Source organism: Actinoplanes sp. NPDC019969 (assembly GCF_055562375.1).
Genome location: NZ_JBVHFK010000002.1, coordinates 547,830 through 572,764, shown reverse-complemented (window position 1 = coordinate 572,764; position 24,935 = coordinate 547,830). Strand labels below are relative to the sequence as shown.

At 73.1% G+C, this 24,935-nt stretch carries 24 protein-coding genes; 20 read left to right on the top strand and 4 right to left on the bottom strand.

Going from position 1 to position 24,935, the window contains the following annotated elements:
• Positions 1-32 precede the first annotated feature (32 nt).
• Together ACZ3II_RS09110 and ACZ3II_RS09105 are read right to left on the bottom strand one after the other, a co-directional pair.
• A complete protein-coding gene (locus ACZ3II_RS09110) occupies positions 33-1,520 on the bottom strand; it encodes an alpha/beta hydrolase (protein ID WP_465517081.1) in 1,488 nt (495 codons plus the stop codon).
• 46 nt (positions 1,521-1,566) lie between these two features.
• Complete coding sequence (locus ACZ3II_RS09105) at positions 1,567-1,851, bottom strand: hypothetical protein (RefSeq protein ID WP_465517080.1); 285 nt, start codon at positions 1,849-1,851, stop codon at positions 1,567-1,569.
• 215 nt (positions 1,852-2,066) lie between these two features.
• Between ACZ3II_RS09105 and ACZ3II_RS09100 the strand changes: the two genes are divergently transcribed.
• Genes ACZ3II_RS09100 through ACZ3II_RS09045 form a run of 12 tightly spaced genes read left to right on the top strand, consistent with a single transcriptional unit; the run spans position 2,067 to position 13,259 of the window.
• Positions 2,067-2,441 (top strand): holo-ACP synthase, encoded by a 375-nt coding sequence (locus ACZ3II_RS09100; RefSeq protein ID WP_465517079.1) that lies wholly within the window; start codon positions 2,067-2,069, stop codon positions 2,439-2,441.
• 18 nt (positions 2,442-2,459) lie between these two features.
• Positions 2,460-3,911 (top strand): NAD(P)H-hydrate dehydratase, encoded by a 1,452-nt coding sequence (locus ACZ3II_RS09095; protein WP_465517078.1) that lies wholly within the window; start codon positions 2,460-2,462, stop codon positions 3,909-3,911.
• 38 nt (positions 3,912-3,949) lie between these two features.
• Positions 3,950-5,077: an alanine racemase gene (gene alr / locus ACZ3II_RS09090; RefSeq protein ID WP_465517077.1), complete on the top strand. Its 1,128-nt coding sequence runs from the start codon at positions 3,950-3,952 to the stop codon at positions 5,075-5,077.
• The gene (locus ACZ3II_RS09085) at positions 5,074-6,144 is read left to right on the top strand and encodes an alpha/beta fold hydrolase (RefSeq protein ID WP_465517076.1); all 1,071 of its coding nucleotides are present in this window, start codon (positions 5,074-5,076) and stop codon (positions 6,142-6,144) included. The genes alr and ACZ3II_RS09085 overlap by 4 nt, the downstream gene beginning before the upstream one ends.
• Positions 6,141-6,590, top strand: coding sequence for a tRNA (adenosine(37)-N6)-threonylcarbamoyltransferase complex ATPase subunit type 1 TsaE (tsaE, locus tag ACZ3II_RS09080; protein WP_465517075.1), 450 nt, complete (start codon positions 6,141-6,143; stop codon positions 6,588-6,590). The genes ACZ3II_RS09085 and tsaE overlap by 4 nt, the downstream gene beginning before the upstream one ends.
• Entirely contained in the window at positions 6,587-7,270 is a 684-nt protein-coding gene (gene ung / locus ACZ3II_RS09075) for a uracil-DNA glycosylase (protein ID WP_465517074.1), read from the top strand. The genes tsaE and ung overlap by 4 nt, the downstream gene beginning before the upstream one ends.
• Positions 7,271-7,281: 11 nt before the next feature.
• The gene (gene tsaB, locus ACZ3II_RS09070) at positions 7,282-8,010 is read left to right on the top strand and encodes a tRNA (adenosine(37)-N6)-threonylcarbamoyltransferase complex dimerization subunit type 1 TsaB (RefSeq protein ID WP_465517073.1); all 729 of its coding nucleotides are present in this window, start codon (positions 7,282-7,284) and stop codon (positions 8,008-8,010) included.
• Positions 8,007-8,450: a ribosomal protein S18-alanine N-acetyltransferase gene (rimI, locus tag ACZ3II_RS09065; protein ID WP_465517072.1), complete on the top strand. Its 444-nt coding sequence runs from the start codon at positions 8,007-8,009 to the stop codon at positions 8,448-8,450. The genes tsaB and rimI overlap by 4 nt, the downstream gene beginning before the upstream one ends.
• Positions 8,443-9,495 carry a tRNA (adenosine(37)-N6)-threonylcarbamoyltransferase complex transferase subunit TsaD gene (gene tsaD, locus ACZ3II_RS09060; protein WP_465517071.1) on the top strand — a complete coding sequence of 351 codons (1,053 nt, stop codon included), beginning with the start codon at positions 8,443-8,445 and terminating at the stop codon, positions 9,493-9,495. The genes rimI and tsaD overlap by 8 nt, the downstream gene beginning before the upstream one ends.
• A gap of 9 nt (positions 9,496-9,504) precedes the next feature.
• A complete protein-coding gene (locus tag ACZ3II_RS09055) occupies positions 9,505-9,759 on the top strand; it encodes a hypothetical protein (protein WP_465517070.1) in 255 nt (84 codons plus the stop codon).
• Positions 9,760-9,801: 42 nt separating this feature from the next.
• Positions 9,802-11,487 (top strand): ABC transporter ATP-binding protein, encoded by a 1,686-nt coding sequence (locus ACZ3II_RS09050; protein WP_465517069.1) that lies wholly within the window; start codon positions 9,802-9,804, stop codon positions 11,485-11,487.
• A complete protein-coding gene (locus tag ACZ3II_RS09045; protein ID WP_465517068.1) occupies positions 11,484-13,259 on the top strand; it encodes an ABC transporter ATP-binding protein in 1,776 nt (591 codons plus the stop codon). Before ACZ3II_RS09050 ends, ACZ3II_RS09045 begins: the two co-directional genes overlap by 4 nt.
• Before the next feature lie 13 nt (positions 13,260-13,272).
• Here the strand turns inward: ACZ3II_RS09045 and groL are convergent, their stop codons facing one another.
• Positions 13,273-14,925, bottom strand: a complete 1,653-nt coding sequence (gene groL, locus ACZ3II_RS09040; protein ID WP_465517067.1) for a chaperonin GroEL — start codon at positions 14,923-14,925, stop codon at positions 13,273-13,275.
• Between the two features lie 72 nt (positions 14,926-14,997).
• A complete protein-coding gene (gene groES / locus ACZ3II_RS09035; RefSeq protein ID WP_014440794.1) occupies positions 14,998-15,312 on the bottom strand; it encodes a co-chaperone GroES in 315 nt (104 codons plus the stop codon).
• 225 nt (positions 15,313-15,537) lie between these two features.
• On the opposite strand from groES, the gene ACZ3II_RS09030 reads away from it, so the two are divergent.
• The 8 genes from ACZ3II_RS09030 to ACZ3II_RS08995 all read left to right on the top strand — a co-directional run bounded on the left by ACZ3II_RS09030 (position 15,538) and on the right by ACZ3II_RS08995 (position 24,335).
• Positions 15,538-16,713 carry a class I SAM-dependent methyltransferase gene (locus ACZ3II_RS09030; protein WP_465517066.1) on the top strand — a complete coding sequence of 392 codons (1,176 nt, stop codon included), beginning with the start codon at positions 15,538-15,540 and terminating at the stop codon, positions 16,711-16,713.
• A gap of 12 nt (positions 16,714-16,725) precedes the next feature.
• Positions 16,726-17,208, top strand: a complete 483-nt coding sequence (gene ybaK / locus ACZ3II_RS09025; RefSeq protein WP_465517065.1) for a Cys-tRNA(Pro) deacylase — start codon at positions 16,726-16,728, stop codon at positions 17,206-17,208.
• Positions 17,209-17,317: 109 nt separating this feature from the next.
• On the top strand, positions 17,318-18,403 hold the full coding sequence (locus ACZ3II_RS09020) for a sugar ABC transporter substrate-binding protein (protein WP_465517064.1): 1,086 nt from the start codon (positions 17,318-17,320) through the stop codon (positions 18,401-18,403).
• Between the two features lie 26 nt (positions 18,404-18,429).
• Positions 18,430-19,233, top strand: a complete 804-nt coding sequence (locus ACZ3II_RS09015) for an ATP-binding cassette domain-containing protein (protein ID WP_465517063.1) — start codon at positions 18,430-18,432, stop codon at positions 19,231-19,233.
• Positions 19,230-20,489 carry a sugar ABC transporter permease gene (locus ACZ3II_RS09010; RefSeq protein ID WP_465517062.1) on the top strand — a complete coding sequence of 420 codons (1,260 nt, stop codon included), beginning with the start codon at positions 19,230-19,232 and terminating at the stop codon, positions 20,487-20,489. The genes ACZ3II_RS09015 and ACZ3II_RS09010 overlap by 4 nt, the downstream gene beginning before the upstream one ends.
• A 37-nt stretch (positions 20,490-20,526) precedes the next feature.
• Entirely contained in the window at positions 20,527-21,705 is a 1,179-nt protein-coding gene (locus ACZ3II_RS09005) for an ROK family transcriptional regulator (RefSeq protein WP_465517061.1), read from the top strand.
• Positions 21,706-21,759: 54 nt separating this feature from the next.
• Entirely contained in the window at positions 21,760-22,599 is an 840-nt protein-coding gene (locus ACZ3II_RS09000; protein ID WP_465517060.1) for a hypothetical protein, read from the top strand.
• Entirely contained in the window at positions 22,596-24,335 is a 1,740-nt protein-coding gene (locus ACZ3II_RS08995) for a peptidase M16 family protein (RefSeq protein WP_465517059.1), read from the top strand. The genes ACZ3II_RS09000 and ACZ3II_RS08995 overlap by 4 nt, the downstream gene beginning before the upstream one ends.
• The last annotated feature ends 600 nt before the right edge of the window (positions 24,336-24,935 follow it).

Here is a 24,935-nt window from a genome sequence, read left to right as displayed (position 1 = left end):
CCGCCGGAGGATCGCTCCGGCGGCTCACGCCGTCAGGGTCGCTCGCCCAGAGTGATCCGGGCCAGCGAGTCCAGCGCCGGCCGGCCCGGGTCCCAGTAACCGAGGTGACCCGCGTCGCCCTGGCTGGCGAACACCCGGGCGCCGAACCCGGGACGGCTCGGGTTCGCGCCGAACCACAGGTCGTCCCGGCCCGTCCAGACCGTCAGCGGGGCGCCCAGCAGGTTCTTCGGGGCGGTGGCCGCGTACTGGATCGGGTCGGTCGCCGACGTCGTCGACCAGACCCGGTCGGCGGGCACGCTCAACCGGGACGCCGCGTCCACACCGACACCCGGCGAACCCACGAAGACCAGGCCGTCCGCCTCCACCGGGCCGGTCGCCGCGGTCCGCCCGGCCACCAGCGAGCCGTAACTGTGCCCCAGCAGCGTCTGCCGGGCCGGTGCGCCGTCATGACTGGCCCGCAACCCCTCCTGGAACCGGCGCAGGCCCTCCGCCGCCTCGTCGGCCTGCCGCGCCGACGACGCCTCCGGCACGAAGTCCGGCGCGTCGTAGTCCAGCCACAGCACCGCGCTCGCCGTCCGGCCCGGGTCCAGCTCACCGGCCCGGACCGCGACCCGCTCGGCCCGGCTCAGCTCGCCGCCCAGCGACTTCAGATCCGAGGTCATGCCGGGAACGTGGGTGAGGACATGGCCGGCCCGGTCCGGGTCACCGAGCGCGACCACGGCCCGGCCCTCGGCGTCGAGGCCCAGCTTCAGCAGGTACGCCCGGGGACCGTCGTCGCTCTCCAGCCGCGCGCTCAGCCGGGCCAGGCCGGTGCGCAGGTCACGGTCCCGCCCCGGGTCGGCGCCGGCCGGCTGCTGCCCGGCGAGCAACAGCCGGTTGGCGATGTCCCGGTCGGCGGCGGGGATGCCGTCGGCGCCGGCGAACGCGGCCGGGTTCGTGGCGAGCAGCCAGGCACGTTCGCCCGGGGACCAGCGGTCCCACCACTGGCGTACCTCGGCGGGAGCAGCAGTGCAGGGCGGTGTCGCGATGCCCGCCGGGATCGGTGGCGTGCCGGTCAGGGTGCTGAGCCGGGCGGCTGCGGCGCTGTCGGCGTCGGCGGCGATGCCGAGCGCGGTGCTGAGATCGGCGGCCACCGCGCGGATGCTGTCGTGCTGGTCCGGGCGGCCACGGACGGTGCCTGAGTCGTCGATCGTCAGACCCGCGCGCCCGGCCGCGGTGCGGGCCCGGTCGAGCAGCGCCCGGGCCCTGCCGAGAGCCGCGGCGAACTCGCACAGCGCCTGATCGGCCCGCCAGCAGAGGACCCGGAACAAGGTCAGCCGGCGCAGCAGCACGCCGATCCGGGTCGCGGCCGCCTCGGCTGCCGCGCCGGACCAGGAGGCGCGCAGCCGGGTCACCAACGGGCCGAACTCGGTGCACAACGTGCCTGCCAGGGCGGCCCAGCGGCGCCAGGCCAGCGCGGCGGCCTGCCAGCGGGCCGGGTCGGTGGCACGAAGCCGGGCGTACGTCACGGCGGCGCTCATCGGGCCGCCCCGAGCCGGGCCGCCCGGACCTGAGCCGCGGCGCTCATCAGGCCGCCCGCAGGCGGGTCGCGGCGCGGGAGTCGGCCTGCTCGTACGTGTCCGCCACGGCTCTCAGCCGCACCGCGGTCTCGGCGAGATCGGCGCCGATCGCCGCCACTGAACGCGCGGCCGCGTCGGATGCCGTGGACGCGGCGCCGGTGGCGGCCCAGGGCGGGGACGGGTCGATCTCCGGGGTGGCGGCGGCCAGGTCACGCACCCGGGCGGCCAGTCCCGTCACGGCGGCGGCGGTGGCCCGCAGGTCCGCGGCGTCGACCTCGAAATCGGAATTCATCTGACAAACCTCCAGCGGGGACGACGGATGCGCCGAGGCTAGAGGCGGGACGGCCGGGTTCCGGCGGGCCTGTGGACGCCTGTCCACAGGCGTTTGCGGTACGGCAGGGGCCGCGGGAGGCTCGGGGGCGCGGCGGTGGGCGTACCCGCGAAAGGGGTTGACCTTGATGGGATCAACCCGAGGTCGCGGTCCGGGACGGCGTTAGGGTGGCCGTTGTGATCGTGTCTGTCGGCATCGACGTCGTCCTGGTGGACCGGTTCGGCCGCGCGCTGGAACGGACGCCGTTGCTCGCGGACCGGCTGTTCACCGAGGCCGAGCGGCTGACCGGTTCCGGCAACCCGCGTTCCGCCGAGTCGCTGGCGGCCCGGTTCGCGGCGAAGGAGGCGGTGGCCAAGGCGCTCGGCGTGCCGGTCGGCCTGCGCTGGCACGACTGCGAGATCGTCACCGATCCGGACGGGCGCCCGTGGTTGACCGTCTCCGGTACGGTCGCCGCCGCGGCGACCGAGCGGGGCATCGCCCGATGGCATCTGTCGCTGTCGCACGACGGCGGGATCGCGTCCGCGATGGTGGTCGCCGAGGCGGGCGTCTAACTCTCGACAGGAGAATTCATGCGGCGGGCGTGGCGGGTCAGCGATGTGCGGTCGGCTGAGAAGAGCCTGATGGCGGGCCTGCCCGAGGGCACCCTGATGCAACGGGCGGCAGCCGGCTTGGCCCGGCGCTGCGCGCTGCTGCTGGACGAGGCCGGCGGTGTGTACGGCGCCCGGGTCCTGCTGCTGGTCGGCAGCGGCGACAACGGTGGTGACGCGCTCTTCGCCGGCGCCCTGCTGGCCCGCCGCGGCGCCCAGGTCCGCGCGCTGCTGCTCACCCCGGAGCGGGTGCACCTGGCCGGGCTGGCCGCGCTGCGGGCGGCGGGCGGCTTCACCACCCGGGATCTGCCGGCCCGCTCCGATCTGGTGGTGGACGGCATCGTCGGGATCGGCGCGAGCGGCGGGCTGCGGTCCGAGGCGGCGGCGATCGTGCGGCAGCTGCGGGACTTGCGCGGGCGTGCCGGCGGACCCGCGCTGGTGGTGGCCGTCGACGTGCCGAGCGGCGTCGCGGTGGACACCGGCGACGTGCCGGGCGAGGCGGTGACCGCCGATGTCACGGTGACGTTCGGGTGCCTCAAACCGGCCCACGTGCTCGGCCCGGCCGCGGTCCGCTGCGGCGCCGTCGACCTGGTCGACATCGGCCTCGGCCCGGCGCTGGTCACCGACCCGGCGGTCCGGGTGCCGGACGCCGCCGACATCGCCGCGTGGTGGCCACGGCCCGGCGCGACCTCCGACAAGTACACCCGTGGCGTGGTCGGCCTGGCCACCGGCTCGGCGACCTACCCGGGCGCGGCGCTGCTCTCCACCTCGGGCGCGCTGGCCGGCCCGGCCGGCATGGTGCGGTACGCGGGCAGTGCCCACGCCGAGGTGGTCCGTGCCCACCCGTCGGTGGTGGTCGCCGGCAAGGTGGCCGACGCCGGCCGGGTGCAGGCCTGGGTGTGCGGGTCCGGGCTCGGGTCGGGCGCGGCGGCGCGGACCGAGCTGCGCAGTGTGCTGGCCACCCCGCTGCCGGTGCTGCTCGACGCCGACGCGATCAACCTGCTGGTCGGCGGGGAGCACGCCGAGGACCTGCGGCGGGACGCCCCGCTGGTGCTGACCCCGCACGACGGCGAGTTCAAGCGGCTGGCCGGGGAGACGCCCGGCGCGGACCGGGCCGGGGCGGCAGCCCGGCTGGCCGCCTGGACCAACGCGGTGGTGCTGCTCAAGGGCGACCGGACGGTGGTGGCCACCCCGGCGGGTGAGATCTGGGCCAATCCGACGGGCAGCCCGGCGCTGGCCACCGCGGGCAGCGGGGACGTGCTGGCCGGGCTGCTCGGGTCGTTGCTGGCGGCCGGGTTGCCGGCGGTGCGGGCGGCGATCGCCGCCGCCTATGTGCACGGGCTGGCCGGGCGATGGGCGGCGCGGCACGGGCCGGTCACGGCGCCGGACGTGGCGTCCGCCTTGCGGCCGGTGCTGGCCGATCTGCTGGGCTGACCGCCGGGAAATGTCATACGCCTCAGTAGGGTGGAGGTATGTGGCAGGCCGAAGTCCGCGTCGATCTGGACGCCATCCGGGACAACGTCGCGATGCTGCGCGCTCGCACCTCCGCGTCCGCCGAGGTGCTGGTCGCGGTGAAAGCGGACGGCTACGGGCACGGCATGGCGCCGGCCGCCCGGGCCGCGCTGGCCGGGGGCGCCACCTGGCTCGGCGTCGCCACCCTCGACGAGGCGCTCACCCTGCGCCGGTCCGGGGTTCAGGCGCCGGTCCTGGCCTGGCTGCTGAGCCCCGGCCTGCCGCTGCACGAGGGTGTGGCCGCCGGCGTCGACCTGAGCGCCGGCACCCCGGAGCTGATCGACGAGCTGGTCACCGCGGCCCGGCAGGCGGACCGGCCGGCCCGGGTGCATCTCAAGCTGGACACCGGCCTGGCCCGCGGTGGCGCGCCGGCCGCCGGCTGGCCGGCCCTGCTGGAGGCCGCGGCGAAAGCGGAGGCCGGCGGCGACCTCGAGGTGGTCGGCGTGTGGAGCCACCTGGCCTGCGCCGACGAGCCGGGCCACGAGTCGGTCGACCGGCAGCTTGCTGCGTTCCACGAGGGTCTCACCCTGGCCGCGGGTTACGGCATCACCCCGCGGCTGCGGCACATCGCCAACTCGGCCGCCCTGCTGACCCGGCCGGACGCGCACTTCGACCTGGTCCGGGCCGGGATCGCGGCATATGGGCTGTCCCCGATCGCGGGGGAGACCTATGGGCTGCGGCCGGCCATGACGGCCCGGGCCCGGGTGATGATGACCAAGCGGGTTCCGGCGGGGCAGGGCGTGTCCTACGGGCTCACCTACACGACGGCGCGCGAGACGACGCTGGCCGTGGTGCCGCTGGGTTACGGCGACGGGGTGCCGCGGCACGCCTCCAGCGCCGGGCCGGTGCGCATCGGCGGGGTCACGGCGCGGATCGCCGGGCGGGTCTGCATGGATCAGGTGGTGGTCGACGTGGGTGACGAGCCGGTGGCCGCGGGGGATGTCGCGGTGCTGTTCGGGCCCGGTGACGACGGGGAGCCGACCGCCGACGACTGGGCGGCCGCGACCGGCACGATCAACTACGAGATCGTCACGAGGTTCGGCAGCGGCCGGGTGCCCCGGCACTACGTCGGAGAGGTGGCCGGGTGAAGCGGCGGTCGAGGGTCGCCAAGGGCGCGGGCATATTCGGGGCCGCGGTGGGTGTCGCCGCGGCCGGTCTGGCGACCGCGTTCGCCGTGGAGCGGGCGCTGGTGCGCCGCTCGGTCAACGCGCCCGGCGACCCCTATGTCGAGGAGCCGTTCGGTGACCAGCCCTTCGACCGGGAGCTGACGGTCACCGCCGCCGACGGCACCGATCTGCATGTGGAGATCATCGAGCCGGAGGGCGCGAGCGACGACCCGACGATCGTCTTCGTCCACGGGTTCGCCCTGGACATGGGCACCTTCTACTTCCAGCGCAAGGTGCTGGCCGAGCGGGGCACGCACCGGATGGTCTTCTACGACCAGCCGGGGCACGGCAGGTCGAGCAAGCTGAAGTCCGGGTCCTACGACCTGGCGGCTCTCGGCCGGTCGCTGGCCGCGGTGCTGGAGGAGACCGTGCCCGGCAAGCGGATCATCCTGGTCGGCCACTCGATGGGCGGCATGACGATCATGGCGTTCGCCGAGCAGTTCCCGGCCTGGTTCGGCAACCGGGTGATCGGCGTGGTGCTGATGTCGACCTCGGCCGGCCTGTTCGACAAGGCGAAGCTCGGCATCACCAACGTGGTGGCCCGGGCGAGCGCCCCGTTCATCCCGCTGTGGAGCAAGGCGGCCCAGCTCGGCGGCGGCACCATCGACCGGGCCCGGGTGGCCTCCTCCGACCTGGCCTGGCTGCTCACCCGGCGCTACGGGTTCGGCGAGCCCAAGCCGAGCCCGTCGCTCGTCACGTTCGTGGAGAGCATGAATTCGAAGACCTCGGCCGAGACGCTCACGAAATACCTGCAGACGCTCTACACCCACAACCGCCTGCCGGCGCTGTCCGCGCTGCGCGGCGTCCCGGTGCTGGTCGTCGTCGGTGACCGGGACTATCTGACCCCCGTCACCCACTCCGAGGAGATCATCGAGAATCTGCCCGAGGCCGAGCTGCTGAAGGTCGAGAGCAGCGGCCACGTGGTGATGCTGGAGAAAGCCGACCAGGTCAACGCCGCACTGATCCCCTTCCTGGAGAAACTGACGTGAAACTGGACACCGTCGAGGAGACGCGGGCCTTCGGTCGGCGGCTGGCCGGGGTGCTGCGCGCCGGCGACCTGGTGCTGCTCACCGGGCCCCTCGGCGCCGGCAAGACCGCGCTGGTGCAGGGCATCGGCGCCGGCCTCGGCGTGCAGGGGCCGATCACCTCGCCGACGTTCGTGATCGCCCGGCTGCACCGGGGCCCGGTGCCGCTGGTGCACGCCGACGCGTACCGGCTGGGCGACCGTCCCGACCCGCGCGCCGAGATCGACGACCTGGACCTGGACGCCTCCGCCGACGACGCGGTCACCGTGATCGAGTGGGGCGCCGGGATGGTCGAGCAGTTGAACGACGAATACCTGCAGATCCGCATCGACCGGCGGGACGACGACATCCGCGTCGTCGAACTCGTCCCGCACGGCGGCGACTGGGCACACCGACTGGAGACCATGTGAACCTGACCGAGCTGCTTCCCCCCGAGTGGCGTGGCGCGCTGACCCCCTTCCTCGACGAGGCCGCGACCACCGCGCTGGGCGCCTGGGTGGCCGAGGAGTACGCGACCCAGACCATCTACCCGCCGGTCGAGGACCTGTTCGCGGCGTACCGTCTGTGCTCGCCGGCGGACACCCGCATCCTCCTTCTCGGCCAGGACCCCTATCACGGCCCGGGCCAGGCGCACGGGCTCAGCTTCAGCGTGCGTGACGGGGTGCGCCGCCCGCCGTCGCTGAGCAACATCTTCAAGGAGCTCAACGAGGACCTGAACGTGCCGAAACCGGCCGGCGGCGACCTCACCGGCTGGGCGAAGCAGGGTGTGCTGCTGCTCAACGCGGTGCTCACGGTGCGGGCGGGCAAGGCCGGCTCGCACGGCGGCAAGGGCTGGGAGGCGTTCACCGACGCCACCATCAAGGCCCTCAACGAGCGGGACGAGCGAATCGTCTTCATGCTCTGGGGCAGCTACGCGAAGAAGAAGGCGGCGCTGGTCACCAACCCGGTGCATGCGGTGCTGGAGGCCGGTCACCCGAGCCCGCTGAACCGGGTCGGGTTCCTCGGCAGCCGCCCGTTCAGCGCGGCCAACAAGGCTCTCGCGGACGGTGGCCGTCAGGTCATCGACTGGGACCCCCGGGCCACCGTCTAGGGTTTTCGGTTGTGCTGGTTTTAGCTCTGGACACCGCGACCCCCGCGTCGACGGCCGCGCTCGTCGAGGTGACGGCGGACGGCCTGGCCGGCGTGGTGGAGCGGCGGACCGTCGACCCCCGCGCCCACGGGGAGAAACTCGCCCCGGAGATCGCCGCGGCCCTCGCCGACGCCGGGTTCCGCCCGCGGGATCTCACCGCGATCGTGGCCGGGGTCGGCCCGGGGCCGTTCACCGGCCTGCGGGTCGGCCTGGCCACGGCGGCGAGCATGGGGCAGGCCCTCGGCATCCCGACGTACGGGGTGTGCTCGCTCGACGCCCTGGGCCGGGCCGCGGGTCCGGGGCGGGTGCTGATCGCGACCGACGCGCGCCGCCGCGAGGTGTATTTCGCGACCTACGCCGACGGGGAGCGGGTCACCGGGCCGGAGGTGGCCAAGCCGGCCGATGTGGCGGGCCTGGTGCAGGGCGCGGTCGGCGCGTCGCTCCCGGCCGGCGTCCTCCTTCCGGGGGGTACGTCGGTGGCCGGTCTCGTGGACCGCGCGGCGGGCGAGGGCGCTCTGAAATACGGGGATCTGTTCGGCGTGCCGGTCGAGGAGCACCTGCTCTACCCGCCGGGCGCGGCGCTCGTCGCGATCGCTGCCGACCGGATCCGCGCGGGCACACCGAGCGAGATCCTGACCCCGCTCTATCTGCGGCGGCCGGACGCGGTCGAGCCGACGGCGCGCAAACCGGTGCTGACATGACGGCGAGCATCGAGCGGTTCCGGTGGTGGCACATCGAGGACGTGCTGCCGATCGAGGAGGACCTCTTCGGCCCGGAGAAGTGGTCCGCCGCGATGTTCTGGAACGAGCTCGCCACCCGCCAGTTCTACCTGGTGGCGCTGGACGGCGAGGATGTCGTCGGCTACGCCGGCCTGTCCGTGGTGGACGAGCACGAGTCGTGGGTGCAGAACATCGCGGTCCGCCGGGACGCCCAGCGCCGCGGTCTCGGCCGGGGCCTGCTGGAGGCGCTGCTGGCCGAGGCGGCCCGGCGTGGCTCCCGCAAGACGCTGCTCGAGGTGGCCGTCGACAACGCCCCCGCGCAGAAGCTGTACGCGACCTACGGTTTCGAGCCGGTCGGGATCCGGCGCGGCTACTACCAACCCAGTAACACCGACGCCCTGGTGATGATGCGAGATGCGTGACGAGCCCCTGGTCCTCGGGATCGAGACCTCCTGCGACGAGACCGGCGTCGGCATCGTCCGCGGCCACACCCTGCTCGCCGACGCGCTGGCGTCGAGTGTGGACCAGCACGCCCGCTTCGGCGGGGTGGTGCCCGAGGTGGCCAGCCGCGCCCACCTGGAGGCGCTGGTCCCGACGATGCAGCGGGCTCTGGACGACGCCGGGGTGACGCTGGCCGACGTCGACGCGATCGCCGTGACCAGCGGTCCCGGCCTGGCCGGCGCGCTGCTGGTGGGCGTCGCGGCGGCGAAGGGGTACGCGCTGGCCGCCGAGAAGCCGATCTACGGGGTGAACCATCTGGCCGCGCACGTGGCGGTGGACACCCTGGAGCACGGCCCGCTGCCGGAGCCGGCGATCGCGATGCTGGTCTCCGGCGGCCACTCGTCGTTGCTGCTGGTCGACGACCTGACGGCGGGGGTGACCCCGCTCGGCGCGACGATCGACGACGCGGCCGGGGAGGCGTTCGACAAGGTGGCCCGGCTGCTCGGCCTGGGTTTCCCGGGCGGCCCGATCATCGACCGGTCGGCCCGGGACGGCGATCCGGCGTCGATCGCGTTCCCGCGTGGGCTGACCGCGCCGAAAGATCTGGCGGCGCACCGGTTCGACTTCTCGTTCTCCGGGTTGAAGACGGCGGTGGCCCGCTGGGTGGAGAGCCGGGAGCGGGCCGGCGAGCCGGTTCCGGTGGCGGACGTGTCGGCGAGCTTCCAGGAGGCGGTGTGTGACGTGCTCACCGCGAAGGCGATCGACGCGTGCCGGTCGAACGGGGTGAACACGCTGGTCATCGGCGGTGGGGTGGCGGCGAATTCGCGGCTGCGGGTGCTGGCGGAGGAGCGTGCGGCGAAATACGGGATCGCGGTACGCGTACCCCGCCCGCAGTTGTGCACCGACAACGGCGCGATGGTCGCCGCGCTCGGTTCGCATCTGGTCGCCGCCGGGATCGCCCCGAGTCGTCTGGATCTGCCGGCGGATTCCGCCATGGGTTTGACCGCGGTGAGTGTGCCGGGGTAGGAAGCGTGCATGATCGCGCGGATGTGGGAGGTGCGGGCCTCGCGCAGTGGCTTCGACGAGCTGCTGGCCTGGGTCTGCGACACGGCGGTGCCCGCCCTGGAGGTACTGCCACAACATGTGTCGAGTGACGTCTATTCGTCCACCGATCATCGCATCGTCGTCATCACCAAATGGCGCAACTCCCCGGAGAACCTGCGTACCCCGCCGGAGAACCTGGTAGCACGCGCTCCGCACGTCTGGGATTTCCACCCCGTCGATCGATGACCATGTGCAGTCCGCCCAGCCCGGCCTTACCGTCGGAGCCTGATGCGAAGACTGCCAGTGACCGACCCCGGCACGCCCGACTCCCGGTCCGCCACCCGATATCTGCTCTGGCTGATCCGGCGTTCCCGCCTGACGGTCGCCGCCGCGGCCCTGCTCGCGATCACCTGGATGTGGTGCCAGGCACTGGTGCCGGCGGCGGTCGGCTGGGCCGTCGACGCCGCGGTGGCCCGCGACACCGGTGAGCTGATCGGCTGGGCGCTGCTGTTGCTCGGGCTCGGCGTGGTGCAGGCGTTCACCGGCATCTCCCGGCACCGGTTCGCGGTGTCGAACTGGCTGGGCGCGGCGTTCCGGACGGTGCAGGTGATCGTCCGGCAGGCGAACCGGCTCGGCTCCACGCTGCCCCGGCGGCTGGACACCGGCGAGGTGGTGGCGATCGGCACCTCGGACATCACCCACATCGGCGGCGCCGTCGACATCACCTCGCGGGGCGTGGGCGCGCTGATCGCGGTGGTCACCGTGACGGCGCTGCTGCTGCACACGTCGGTGCCGCTGGGGCTGGTGGTGCTGCTGGGCGTGCCGCTGATGATGGTGATCGTCGGGGTGCTGATCCCGCCGCTGCACCGCAGGCAGCGGGTCTACCGCGAGTTGCAGGGCCGGCTCACCGGGCGCGCCGCGGACCTGGTCGGCGGTCTGCGGGTGCTGCGCGGGGTGGGCGGGGAGGCGACCATGTCGGCCCGTTACCGGGCCGAGTCGCGGGCGCTCGGCGCCGCCGGGGTGCGTACCGCGCGGGTGGAGTCGTTGCTGGAGGCGGCACAGACGCTGCTGCCCGGGGTGTTCCTGGTGCTGGTCACGTGGCTGGGCGCGCGGTTCGCGGCGGACGGGCGGATCTCGGTGGGGCAGCTGGTGGCGTTCTACGCGTACGCCGCCTTCCTGGTCGCGCCGCTGCGCCAGCTGACCGAGGCGATCGACAAGATGACCCGCGGCCACGTCTCGGCCCGGCGGGTGGTGGCGATGCTGCGGGAACGCGGCGATCTGCCGGACCCACCGGAGCCGGCGCGACTCGCGGTGGGCGAGCTTGCGGACACCGAGTCGGGCGTACGCGTCCCGCCCGGCCTGCTCACCGCCATCGCCGCCGGCGCTCCCGGCGACGCGGCCCGGATCGCCGACCGTCTGGGCCGGTACGCCGAGGGCGGCACCCTGGACGGGGTCCCGCTGTCGGCCGCCACCCTGTCCGAGGTACGCGCCCGGATCCTGGTCGCCGACAACGAGGCCCAGCTGTTCACCGGGCGCCTGCGGGCCGACCTGGACCCGTACGGCAGCGGCGCCCTGCCGCAGGCCCTGGCCGCCGCCTGCGCCACCGACATCGTGGCCGCCCTGCCGGACGGCGCGGACACCGTGATGCCGGACCGCGGCCGGTCCTTCTCCGGCGGCCAGCAGCAGCGGCTGCGCCTGGCCCGGGCTCTGATCGCCGACCCGGACGTGCTGATCCTGGTGGAGCCGACGAACGCGGTGGACGCCTACACGGAGGCGAAGATCGCCGGTCGGCTGAAAGCGGCCCGGGCCGGCCGGACCACGGTGATCTGCACCTCCAGCCCGCTGCTGCTGAGCCATGCCGACCGGGTCTGTTTCGTGGAGCACGGCCGGCTGGTGGCGGCCGGCCCGCACCTGGACCTGTTGCGTGACCAGCCCGGGTACGCGCGGCTGGTGCTCCGCGAGGAGAAGCCGTGACCCGTCTCGCGGTGGCGACCACCGCCCAGGCCCGCCGGTATGCCCGCGATCTGCTCCGCGACTATCCCGGCATGTTCCGGGCCACGGTCGGGCTGCACGTGGCCGCCGCCCTGGCCGGGCTGGCCGGGCCGCGGCTGCTCGGTGATCTGGTGCAGGGCATCTACGACCGGGTTCCGGTGCGGGAGCTGGACGATCTGGCGCTGGCCATCGCCGGGTTCGTGGTGGTGCAGGCGGTGCTGATCCGGTACGCGCACATGGCGTCGGCCCGGCTGGGGGAGGGGGTGCTGGCGCGCCTGCGGGAGGAGTTCGTCGCCCGGGTGCTGGCGCTGCCGCTGTCCACGGTGGAGTCGGCCGGGACCGGTGACCTGCTGACCCGGACCACCCGGGACGTCGACGCGCTGTCCAAGTGCGTCCGGTTCGCGGTGCCGGAGACGGTTATCTCGCTGATCACCCTGGTCCTGGTGATCGGGGCGCTGCTGCTGGTCAGCCCGGTCTTCGCGGCGCCGCTGCTGATCGGGGCGCCGATCATCGCGGTCGGCACCCGGTGGTACCTGCGGCACGCCCCGGCCGGGTACCTGCGGCAGAACGCGGCGTACGCGGACGTGACCGAGGGGCTGACCGAGACGGTGGAGGGCGCCCGGACGGTGGAGGCGCTGGGCCGGCAGCGGCAGCGGGTCGCGCGTACCGACACCGACCTGCGGCGCTCCTGGCGGGCCGAACGGTTCACCCTGCACCTGCGGACCGTGTGGTGGCCGCTCATCGAGATCAGTTACGTGCTGCCGATGGTCCTCACCCTGCTCGCCGGCGGCTGGCTCTACCTGCGCGGCTCGGTGTCGCTGGGCGAGCTGACCGCGGCGGTGATCTATGTGCAGCAGCTGGTCGACCCGCTGGACCGGCTGGTCGGCTGGCTCGACGAGCTGGAGGTCGGCGGGGCGGCGCTGGCCCGGCTGCTGGGGGTCGCGGCCGGCCCGCCACCGGCGGCCACGCTGAGCCCGGAACCGGCCGGGAACCGGATGCGGGTGTGCGGGGTGCGGTTCGCCTACGAGCCGGGCCGGGAGGTGCTGCACGGCATCGACCTGGTGCTGGAGCCGGGCGAGCGGCTCGCCGTGGTCGGCGTCTCCGGGGCCGGCAAGTCCACCCTGGGCCGCCTGCTCGCCGGGGTGCACCAGCCCACCTCGGGCAGCATCACGGTGGGTGGGGTGCCGCTGGCCGCGCTGCCACCCGACCGGCTGCGCGCCGAGGTGGCTCTGGTGACCCAGGAACACCACGTCTTCATCGGTACGCTCCGCGACAACCTCGCCATGGTCCGGGCGAACGCGCAGGAGGGGGAGATCCGTGCCGCGCTCACCGCCGTACAGGCCCTGACCTGGGCCGACGAGCTGCCGAACGGCCTGGACACGGTGGTCGGCGCGGGGGGTCATCCGCTGTCCCCGGCGCAGGCGCAGCAGGTGGCGCTGGCCCGGGTGGTGATCGCCGACCCGCACACGCTGGTGCTCGACGAGGCGACCGCGATGCTGGACCCGCGGGCGGCCCGGGACCTGGAACGGTCCCTGGCGGCGGTGGTCAGCGGCCGGACCGTGGTGGCGATCGCGCACCGGCTGTTCTCGGCCCACGACGCGGACCGGGTGGCGGTGGTCGAGGCCGGCCGGATCGTCGAACTCGGCCCGCACGACGAGCTGGTGGCGGCCGATGGGGTCTACGCCGCCCTGTGGGACTCGTGGCAGGGCGGCGCGATGAAAAAGGCGCGCCCGGAGGGCGCGCCTTTTCCGTAGAGCTACCGGGTGATCAGAAGCCCGGGCCGTGCTGGTGGCCGTGCCCGTGACCGTGGCTGTGGCCGTGCCCGCCGGCGGTGGCCGGAGCCGGCTCGGCCGGCTTCTCCACGACCAGGCTCTCGGTGGTCAGCAGGAGCGCGGCGATCGAGACGGCGTTGGAGACCGCGTTGCGGGTCACCTTGACCGGGTCGATGATGCCGGCCGCGGCCAGGTCGACGTACTCGTCGGTGGCGGCGTTGAGGCCGTGGCCCCAGCCCAGCTCGTTGACCTTGCCCACCACGACGTAGCCGTCGTGGCCGGCGTTCTGCGCGATCCAGCGCAGCGGCTCGACCAGCGCCTTACGGACGATGGCGACGCCGAGCGCCTCCTCGCCGGTGAGGCCGAGGCCGCCCTCGAGGTCCTTGGCGACCTGCGCGAGCGCGGCGCCGCCACCGGGGACGGTGCCTTCCTCGACGGCCGCCTTGGTCGCCGCGATGGCGTCCTCGATGCGGTGCTTGCGCTCCTTCATCTCGACCTCGGTGGCCGCGCCGACCTTGATCACCGCGATGCCGCCGGAGAGCTTCGCCAGCCGCTCCTGGAGCTTCTCGCGGTCCCAGTCGGAGTCGGACGCCTCGATCTCCTTGCGGATCTGCGAGACCCGGTCGGAGACCTCGGAGGAGTTGCCGCCACCGTCGACGATGGTGGTGTTCTCCTTGTCGACCACGATGCGCCGGGCGCTGCCCAGCGACTCGATGCCGACCTGGTCCAGCTTGTAACCGAGCTCGGGGGCGATCAGCTCGCCACCGGTCGCGATCGCGAGGTCCTGCAGGATCGCCTTGCGGCGGTCACCGAAACCGGGCGCCTTCACCGCGGCGACCTTGATGGTCTTGCGCAGCGAGTTGACCACGAGGGTGGAGAGCGCCTGGCCCTCGACGTCCTCGGCGACGATCAGCAGCGGCTTGCCGGTCTGCAGCACCTTCTCCAGCAGCGGGAGCAGCTCCTCGATGCTGGAGATCTTCTGGGTGGTGATGAGGATGTGCGCGTCCTCGAGCACCGCCTCCTGCGACTCCGCGTCGGTCACGAAGTTCGGGGAGATGAAGCCCTTGTCGAACTGCAGGCCCTCGGTGACGTCGAGCTCGGTGTGCAGCGCCGAGCCCTCCTCGACGGTGATGACACCGTCGCGGCCGACCCGGTCGAACGCGTCGGCGATCAGCTCGCCGATGGTCGCGTCCTGCGCCGAGATGGTGGCCACGTTGGCGATCGCCTTGTGGTCGGCGACCTCGACGGCCTTCGCCAGCAGCGCCTTGGACACGGCCTCGGCGGCGAAGTCCATGCCCCGCTTGAGGCCGATCGGGTTGGCGCCGGCGGTCACGTTGCGCAGGCCCTCACGGACCAGCGCCTGCGCGAGCACGGTCGCCGTGGTGGTCCCGTCGCCGGCGACGTCGTTGGTCTTGGTCGCCACCTCCTTGACCAGCTGGGCGCCGAGGTTCTCGTACGGGTCGGTGAGCTCGATCTCCTTGGCGATGGTCACGCCGTCGTTGGTGATCGTCGGCGCACCGAACTTCTTGTCCAGGACGACGTTGCGACCGCGCGGCCCGAGGGTGACCTTGACCGTGTCGGCGAGGGTGTTGACGCCGTGCTCCAGGAGGTGCCGGGCGTTGTCGGAGAAGCTGAGGATCTTCGCCATGTATTGGTCCCTTCACGCACCGGCGCCCTGCCCCGAGAATCGGAACAGGGCGCCTGCACAGACGGTTAGGTCTTACTTCTCGATGACCGCGAGGACGTCGCGGGCGGAGAGCACCAGGTACTCCTCGCCGGCGTACTTGACCTCGGTGCCGCCGTACTTCGAGTAGAGAACGACGTCGCCGACCTTGACATCGAGCGGGACGCGGTTGCCCTTGTCGTCGATCCGGCCGGGACCGACGGCGAGGACGGTGCCCTCCTGGGGCTTCTCCTTGGCGGTGTCGGGGATCACGATGCCGGAAGCGGTCGTGGTCTCAGCCTCGTTCGCCTGGACCACGATGCGGTCCTCGAGCGGCTTGATCGCAACCTTGGTCGCGGTAGTCACGGGCATACCCTCCTGGGTATCAGGTTTCGCCGGCCGTGAAACAGGCCGGTCAATGCCTCATGCCACCGGGCGGGGCCGTCGTCGCGGGTGCCGGTCCGCCTGGTGCCTAACCGCACGGACGGGCCGAACGGCTGGCACCCTCATGGTGAGAGTGCTAACCGCGAGACTATGCCGGAACTAGCACTCCGTCAACCAGAGTGCCAACTCGTCACGCCAGGGAGAATGCCTGCCATGACCCCCGAGTTGTTGCGTTTGCTGCTTACCCCTGAGGGGTCGAAAGCCCTGGCCGCAGCGGTCGAGGTGACCGGCGGTGAGCCACTCGCCGCGGCCTCGGCCGTGCGGGCCCGGGGCTTCGGCGCGGAACTCGCCGCGGCCGCCTTGACCCAGGCTAGTTTGCGCGAGCGTGCCGCGATGAAGTTCGGCCCGGACGCCGCCCGGATGTTCTTCACCAGGGCGGGCCTGGAGCAGGCGACACGCGGCCCGGTCGCGGACCGGCGGGCCGCCCGGCTGGCCGCCGCCGGCGTCCGCACCCTCGCCGACCTCGGCTGTGGGCTGGGATCGGACGCTCTGGCCGCGGCCCGGCACGGGATCGCGGTGCACGCCGTGGACGCCGACCCGCTGACCGCCGCGCTGGCCGCGGCGAACGCCGAGGCCGCCGGGCTGGCCGGCCTGATCACCGTGGAGTGCGCCGACGCCACATCGGTGCCGGTGGAGCGGTACGACGCGGTCTTCGCCGACCCGGCGCGGCGCCAGGCGGGCCGCGGCCGGGTGTTCGACCCGAAGTCCTACTCCCCGCCGTGGGACTTCATCGCCGCCCTGCCCGGCCGGGTGCCGCGCACGGTGCTGAAGCTCGCGCCCGGCATCGACCACGCGCTGCTGCCGCCCGGCGCCGAAGGCGAGTGGGTCAGTGTCGGCGGCGACCTGGTGGAGGCCGCCTTCTGGTGCGGTCCGCTGGCGGACGCCGAGCGTCGGGCCACCCTGATCGGCCCCGACGCCGGCCTGGTCGGGACCGGTGACCGCACCGCTCCGGTCGGCCCGGTCGGCGCGTGGATCTACGACCCGGACCCGGCTGTGGTCCGCTCGCACCTGGTGGCGGAGTTCGCCGAGACGGTCGGCGGGCGGCTGGGCGACCCGGAGATCGCCTACGTCTACACCGACGACCCGGTGGACACCCCGTTCGCCCGCCGGCTGGCGGTCACCGACATGCTCCCGTTCTCCCTCAAGAGGCTGCGGGCGCTGCTGCGCGAGCGGGGCATCGGCGTGCTGGAGATCCGCAAGCGGGGCTCCGCGCTGGTGCCCGATCAGCTGCGCAAGGATCTGAAATTGTCCGGGCCGAACGCGGCGGGCCTGGTGCTGACCCGGGTGGACGGCGCGCCGGTGGTGCTGCTGACGGAGATGGCGCGGTAGTAGCGTGCGCGCATGGCCAAGAAAGCGGCGGGCACGCCGGCGACCGTCCTGCTGACCGCCGAGCGGGTGCCGCACACGCTCCACCCGTACGACGTCTCGCCGGACGCCCCGAACTACGGCGCCCTGGTCGCGCAGGCCCTCGGGGTGGCGCCGGAGCGGATGTTCAAGACGCTGGTGGCCGAGGTCGACGGCAGCCTGGTGGTCGCGGTGGTGCCGGTGACCGGCGACCTGGACCTGAAGGCGCTCGCCGCGGCGGCCGGCGGCAAGCGGGCCGCCCTGGCCGACCGGGCGTCCGCTGAGCGCAGCAGCGGTTACGTGCGCGGCGGGATCAGCCCGCTGGGTCAGCGCAAGCGCCTGCCCACGGTGATCGACGACACCGCCGGGAGCCTGGACCTGATGTACGTCTCCGCGGGCCGCCGCGGCCTCCAGGTGTCGCTCGTCCCGGCCGATCTGATTCGGCTGACCGGCGCCACCACCGCCCCGATCCGCACCTAATGTGACTTCAGGGGACCCGGGATAGATCGGCGTTACCGCTTGTGTTCTGCGCCACGGCGCGAATACGTTCGCGCCCCGGATGTACCTCCCCCCGAAAGGAACCGTAGGGATGCGTAAGGGAATCTGCGCCCTTGCCGCGGCCGGCCTGCTGGCCACCGGAGGTGTGGCCGCCTGCACCCGGCAGCATGGCGGCTCCGGCGGCGGTCCGAAGGCCCAGGTCGGCGTGATCCTGCCGGACACCCGGAGTTCGGCCCGCTGGGAGTCCGCCGACCTGAAGTACCTCACCGAGGCGTTCGCCGCGGTCGGCGTCACTGCCGAGATCAAGAACGCGCAGGGCGACAAGGCGCTCTTCCAGACCATCGCCGACGGGATGATCCAGAGCGGCGTCAAGGTCCTGATGATCGTCAACCTGGACTCCGGTACCGGCAAGAACGTGCTGGACAACGCCAGGAAGGCCGGGATCCGGACGATCGACTACGACCGGCTCACCCTCGACGGCGGCGCCGACTACTACGTCACCTTCGACAACGTCGAGGTCGGCCGGCTGCAGGGCCAGGGCCTGGTCGACTGCCTCACCGCCGCGCGCGTCAGCAAGCCGGTGGTGTCGTACCTCAACGGCTCGCCCACCGACAACAACGCCACCCAGTTCAAGGCCGGCTACCACTCGGTGCTGCAGCCGAAGTTCGACTCCGGCGAGTACCTGCAGGGTCCGGACCAGGACGTTCCGGAGTGGGACAACGCACAGGGTGGCACGATCTTCGAACAGCAGCTCACCCGCGACAATCGGATCGCCGGCGTGATCGCGGCCAACGACGGTGTCGCCAACGCCGTCATCGAGGTGCTGAAGAAGAACAAGCTGAACGGCGCGGTGCCGGTGACCGGCCAGGACGCCACCGTCCAGGGGCTGCAGAACATCCTGGCCGGGGACCAGTGCATGACCGTCTACAAGGCGATCGAGAAGGAGGCCGCCGCGGCCGCCGAGCTGGCCGCCGCTCTGGTCGCCGGGCAGACACCGACGGCCACCGGCCTGGTCACCGACCCGCAGACGAACCAGCCGGTCAAGTCGGTGCTGCTGCAGCCGGTGCCGATCACCCGGGAGAACATGAGGACGGTCGTCGACGACGGATACGTCACCGCGGCGGAACTCTGCACGGGCGTCTTCGAGAAGGCCTGCGCCGACGTGGGGATCAGCTGACCCGCGCACCGAACGAAGGAGAGACAGTGGCTGTGGAACCGCTCCTCGAGCTGCGCGGGATCGACAAGAGCTTCGGGCCCGTACGGGTTCTGCACGACGTCGCGCTGAGCGTCTACCCCGGTGAGGTGACCGCTCTGGTCGGCGACAACGGCGCCGGCAAGTCGACGCTGGTCAAGTGCATCAGCGGCATCTACCCGATCGACTCCGGGACGGTGACCTTCGAGGGCCGGGAGGTGTCCGTGCACAGCCCGCGGGACGCCGCCGAGCTCGGCATCGAGGTCGTCTACCAGGACCTGGCGCTCTGCGACAACCTGGACATCGTCCAGAACATGTTCCTGGGCCGGGAGATCCGGCGCGGCATCGCCCTGGACGAGCCGGCCATGGAACGGCTGGCCGGGGAGACCCTGGCCAGCCTCTCGGTCCGCAGCGTCAACTCGCTGCGCCAGCTGGTGTCCAGCCTGTCCGGCGGCGAGCGGCAGACCGTGGCGATCGCCAAGGCGGTCCTGTGGAACAGCCGGATCGTCATCCTGGACGAGCCGACCGCCGCGCTGGGGATGGCACAGACCTCACACGTGCTGGAGCTGGTCCGCCGGCTGGCCGACAACGGGCTCAGTGTGGTGCTCATCTCACACAACATGAACGACGTCTTCGCCGTCGCCGACCGGATCGCCGCGCTCTATCTGGGCCGGACCGCCGCCCAGGTCCGGGCGAGCGACGTCACCCACGCCCAGGTCGTCGAGTTGATCACCAGTGGGCGCAGTGGGAATCTGGGCCTTCCGCCCGAGGCGCCCACCGACTACGCCGACCTTCTGCCCGGAGCTCCCCGATGACCAGCATGACCACGTTCGACACGCCAGGCGGTGTGACGGCCAGGCCGACCGTCGCCGGTCACCTCCGGGACTATCTGGCCCGGATCCGTGGCGGGGACCTCGGCGCGCTGCCGGCGGTGCTGGGTCTCGTACTCCTCACCCTGATCTTCGGCAGCGCCGAGCCGGAGACCTTCTTCAGCGCCGGCAACTTCGCCAACCTGTTCAACCAGGCCGCCGGCGTCACCATGATCGCGATGGGCCTGGTCTTCGTCCTGCTGCTCGGCGAGATCGACCTGTCCGCCGGGTACGCCGCCGGCGTCTGCGGCGCGGTGCTGGCGATCCTGCTCACCGAGTACGGCTACCCGCAGCCGGTCGCCCTGATCGCCGCGCTGGCCGCCGGTGTCGTGATCGGACTGGCGCTCGGCTTCCTGGTCGCCAAGATCGGCATCCCGTCGTTCGTGGTCACCCTGGCGGCCTTCCTCGCCTTCCAGGGCGTCCTGCTGAACCTGCTCGGCGAGAGCCAGATCGTCTCCATCCCGGACGGCTGGATCAAGTCGCTGAACAAGGACAGCCTCCCGGTCAGCTGGAGCTGGATCCTGGCCGGAGCCGCCACCGCCGGGTACGCCGTGGCCCAGCTGCTGCGCTACCGCGGGCGGACCCGGTACGGCCTGGTCACCGAACCGATCGGGATCGTGCTGTTCCGGATCGCCGGGCTCGCCGCGCTGATCCTGACCGCGACCGCCGTGCTCACCCAGGAACGGGCCATCAACCCGGACGTCACCTCGCTCAAGGGCGTCCCGATCGCGGTGCCGGTGATCGGCGGTTTCCTGGTGCTGTGGACGTTCGTGCTCGGCCGTACCTCGTACGGCCGGCACGTCTATGCCGTCGGGGGCAATCCGGAGGCCGCCCGCCGGGCCGGCATCCCCGTCGACCGGATCCGCATCTCGGTCTTCGTGGTCTGCTCGTTCATGACCGCGGCCGGCGGCGTCATGCTGGTCAGCCGGGCCGGCTCGGTCGACCCCGGCACCGGCGGCAGCAGCACCCTGCTCAACGCCGTCGGGGCCGCGGTGATCGGCGGCATCAGCCTCTTCGGCGGCAAGGGAAAGGTGATCCACGCCGTGATCGGTGGCGCGGTGATCGCGGTCATCGACAATGGCATGTACCTGATGGACTTCTCGTCCGGCACCCGCTACATCTTCACGGGTGTGATCCTGCTTGTCGCCGCCGGTGTCGACGCGCTGGCCCGGCGCCGCGCCGCCGCGACCGGCAACAGGTAACCATGGTCGAGTCACGGGGACGGGGAACGAAACGCTGATGCGAGCGAGCCCGAGCCAGGAAGAGGTGCGCCGGCACAACCTGGGAACCCTCCTGCGGTATGTGCACGTCCACGGCGCCACCTCCCGGGCCGAGCTCACCACCCGCCTGGGCTTGAACCGCAGCACCATCGGCGCGCTGACCTCCGACCTGATCGGCGCCGGCCTGGTCACCGAGGCGGCGCCGCGCGAGACCGGCCGGGCCGGCCGCCCGTCGCTGGTGGTCCGCCCCGAGTCCGGCCGGGTGTACGCCTACGCCCTCAGCATCGAGGTCGACCGGATCCGCGCCGCCCGGGTCGGTCTGGGCGGCCGCATCCTCGAGCAGTACGAGACCGCCCGCCCACCCGGCATGAGCGCCGCCGAGGCGATCCGCCCGCTGGCCCATTTCGTCTCCACGATGCGGTCCGGGGTGCCCGACGACGGCCGCTGCGTGGGCAGTGGCGTCGCGGTGTCCGGGATGGCCCGCGGCGAGGACGGCATGGTCCGGCTCGCCCCGGTCGCCGGCTGGCTGGAGGAGCCGCTCGGTGAGGCGCTCCGCTCCGGCCTCGGCGAACACGGGCAGATCAGCGTCGGCAACCACGCCGACGTGTGCGCGCTCGCCGAACACTCGCGCGGGGCGGCGGGCGGCTCCGACAACGTCATCTACCTCTACGGGGACGTCGGGATCGGGGCCGGGATCGTGGCCGGCGGGCGGCGGGTGATCGGTCACGGCGGGTACGGTGGCGAGGTCGGGCACATGGTCGTCAACCCGTACGGCCAGCCCTGCAGTTGCGGGTCCCGGGGCTGCTGGGAGACCGAGGTCGGCGAGCACGCGCTGCTGCGCCTGTCCGGCCGCGCCGACCGCAGCGGCCGGGACGCGGTGCTTGCCGTGGTGGACGCCGCGATGCGCGGGGACAGCCAGGCCCAGCACGCGTTGCGGCAGGTCGGCGACTGGATCGGCTTCGGCGTCGGCAACCTGGTCAACATCTTCAACCCGGAAGTGATCATTTTCGGCGGCACGCTGCGGGACGTCTACCTCGGTGCGGCGGCACAGATCCGCAGCCGGCTCAACGCGATCGGCCTGCCGGCGTTCCGGGAGCACGTCCGGTTGCGTACCCCCGAACTCGGCGCCGACGCCGCCCTGATCGGCGCCGCCGAGCTCGCCTTCGAACATCTCCTCGACGATCCGCTGGTCATCTGACAGGTACTTCACCCGGAAACGGGCGAGTATCGCGGAAGATCTATGCTGCCCGCCATGCTCCCGCGTCAACCGGTTCTGGACCCGGCAGCCGCGTACCCCCGGATCGCCGCCCTGCGCACCGCCCTGGACTCCGGGGACTGGCCCGCCTGCCGGGAGATCCTGGACGCCGCCGAACCGGTGGAACGCACCTGCCTCACCACGGTCGCCGCCGACGCCGACGGCGTCGCGGACTTCCTCCGCGGCGTGCTGCGCGGCGATCCGGCCGACGGCGCCGCGGGCGCGCTTCTGGGCCGAAACCTCGGGGGTACGCCGGAAGCCGAGCGGATCCTCGTCGACGCCGCCGCCCGCAGCCCGTACGACCCGGCGATCTGGACGGCCCGCCTCGGCACCGCCCACCACCTCGGCCTCGGCCCGTCCGAAACCCGCCGCCGCTATCACCGGCTCGCCGCGATCGACCCGCACCACCTGCCCGGCCAGTCCGCCTACCTGCGCCACCTCGGCGCCCGTGACCCCGGCGCGGCCCACGCGTTCGCCCGTACGGCAGCCGCCGAGGCCACGCCAGGCGCCCTCAACCCGGTCCTGATCGCCGAGCACCACCTCGACCGGCACCTCTCCGGCGACCGCCGCCACCTCACCGCCGCTCGCGTCCGCGCCGAGATCACCGAGGCCGCCGACCGCTCGGTCCGGCACCCGGAGTTCCGCCGCACCCACGGCTGGGTTCAGGCGACCAGCACGTTCGCCATGGCGTTCGCCCTGCTCGGCGACCGGACGGCCGCGGCCTCGTTGTTCGCCTCGCTCGGGGATTTCGATTCGGCGTGGCCCTGGGAGCGCCTCGGCAACCCGGCCACGGTGATCAGCAGGTATCGCAAGCGGGCGTCGGGAGGCGAGCAGTGATCACGCGGCACGAGGTCGACGGGGTGCCGGCACTGCTGGCGCCGGCGGACGGCCCGATGCACGCCGGCCTGGTCTTCCGGGTCGGCACGGCGGACGAGACCCTGCCGCTGCGCGGCATCACCCGGCTGGTCCGGCATCTGGTCACCGAGGGCAGCGGCACGCTCGGGCCCGAGCACACGTCCTTCCACTTCAGCGGTACGGCCACCGAGATCGCCGGCTTCCTCACCGGGGTGTGCGCCGCCCTGCGTAACCCGCCGGCCGACCGGATCGCCGCCGCCCGGGAGCGGATGGCCGCCGCCCGGGACCGCGACCCGCTGCCGATGTGGCGGTACGGCGCCCGCGGCTACGGCGTCGCCAGCTACCCCGAGTGGGCGCTGCCCGGCCTCACCGCCGAGCAGGTCCAGGAGTGGATCACCACGTACTTCACCAGGGAGAACGCCGCTCTCTGGGTGGCCGGGGAACTCCCCGACAGCCTGCGCCTGGACCTTCCGTCCGGTGGTCTCCGCCCCGACCCTCCGTCCGATGGCCTGCGGCTGGACCTTCCGTCCGGCAGCCGCCGGCCCGCGCCCGAGGCCGTCACCGTGCTTCCGGCCACCCCGGCCTGCTTCCCCGGTGACGGCGCGCCCGGCTGGGACACCGTGGTCCGCCGGGAGGCCGCCGCCGCGGTCTTCGCCAACGTCCTGGAACGCCGGATCCTCAACGACCTGCGCGACGGCGACGGCGTCGTGACGTCGGCCCGCACCGAGTACGAGCCCCGCGCCGACGGCACCGCCCGCATCCTGGCCGTCCTCGAAACCACCCCGGACCAGCGGGAAGCCGCGCTCGGCGGGCTGATCGACGTGCTGGCCGCGATGCGGGCCGGCCGGATCGACACCGACGAGGTCGACGCCGTGGTCAAACTGACCTGCGACGGGCTGCGTACCGCGGAGGCCCGCGGCGCCCGGCTCCCCGGCCAGGCGTTCAACCTGCTCTCCGGCCGCGAGGTGCAGACCCTCGACGACGCGCTCACCGAGGTCGGCGCGGTCACCGCCGCCGAGGTGGCCGAGGTCGCGGCCGCCGCCTACAACGCCGGCCTGCTGATGACCCCGGGCCGGGTCCGCGCCGACTGGGCCGGGTACCTGCCCGCCCCGGAGATGTCCGACGCGGTGCTGCCCGGCCGGGTCCATCGCGGCCGTGGTGACCGCCGGCTGCGCCTGATCAGCGGCGACCAGGGCATCAGCGTGATCGAGGGGGACGTGGTCGGCACCGTCCGCTACGACTCCTGCGCCGCCCTGCTCGCCTGGCCGGACGGCGCCCGGCAACTGATCGGCCAGGACGCGGTGATGGCCCGGGTCGAACCCACCCTCTACCGGGACGCGGAACGGGCGGTACGCGACGTCGACGCGTGGATCCCGGCCCGGCTCCGGATCGAGATGCCACCCCGCGCGCGGGACCGGATCCCCCAGCCCCGGCCCGCCGCCACCGGCACCCCGCGCGAGGGCTGGCGGCCGCTGCTGACCCTGCTGCTGGCCGGCACGTTCGCGGTGTTCGTGGTGGCCGGCGGCCTGTGGGTGCTGGCCGAGATGATCGCCGAGAGCGCCCGGCACGGTTCCGGCGCCCTCACCGACCTCGGCGAATACGCCCTGGTCGCGGCGGCCAGCATCCTCTTCGGCACCTTCGCCGGCCGGCTGGCCGTCGACGCGGCCGCGGAGCTGCGCGCCCGCCGCCGCTCCCGGCGTGCGCCAGGTCACGACTGACATCGGCGCACCGCATCGAGGTCGGCGATCCATGCCGCACGCCGTGCCCCCACTGATCGATGTGGTGTTTCTCGTCGCCGTCGCCGTCGCCGTCGCCGTCGCCGTCGCCGTCGCCTACCCAGCCCGCCCGCTCCTGCCGCGGTTTCGCCGGCCGTCGTTGGGGCTGGTTGTGAGCTGGCGGTAGCGGGCTTGGGCGACGGCTGGGGTTGGTGGGCTGTCGTTGGGGCTGGTGGGCTACCGGTTGCGGACCTGTCGGCCGTCGTTGGGGCTGGTTATCCGCTGCCGGTAGCCGGTCTGGGCGACGGCTGGTGGTGGGCTACCGGTTGCGGACCTGTCGGCCGTCGTTGGGGCTCGTTATCCGCTGCCAGTAGCCGGTCTGGGCGACGGCTGGTGGTGGGCTACCGGTTGCGGACCTGTCGGCCGTCGTTGGGGCTCGTTATCCGCCGCCGGTAGCGGGTCTGGGCGACGGCTGGGGTGGGTGGGCCGTCGTTGAGGGCGGTTTTGAACCGGGGGTAGCGGGTCTGGGCGACGGCTTCTTACGGAACGAGGAACAAACGGGCGCTGGGGTGTGCGGGCGTACGTGGGTGGGTGGACGGCGAG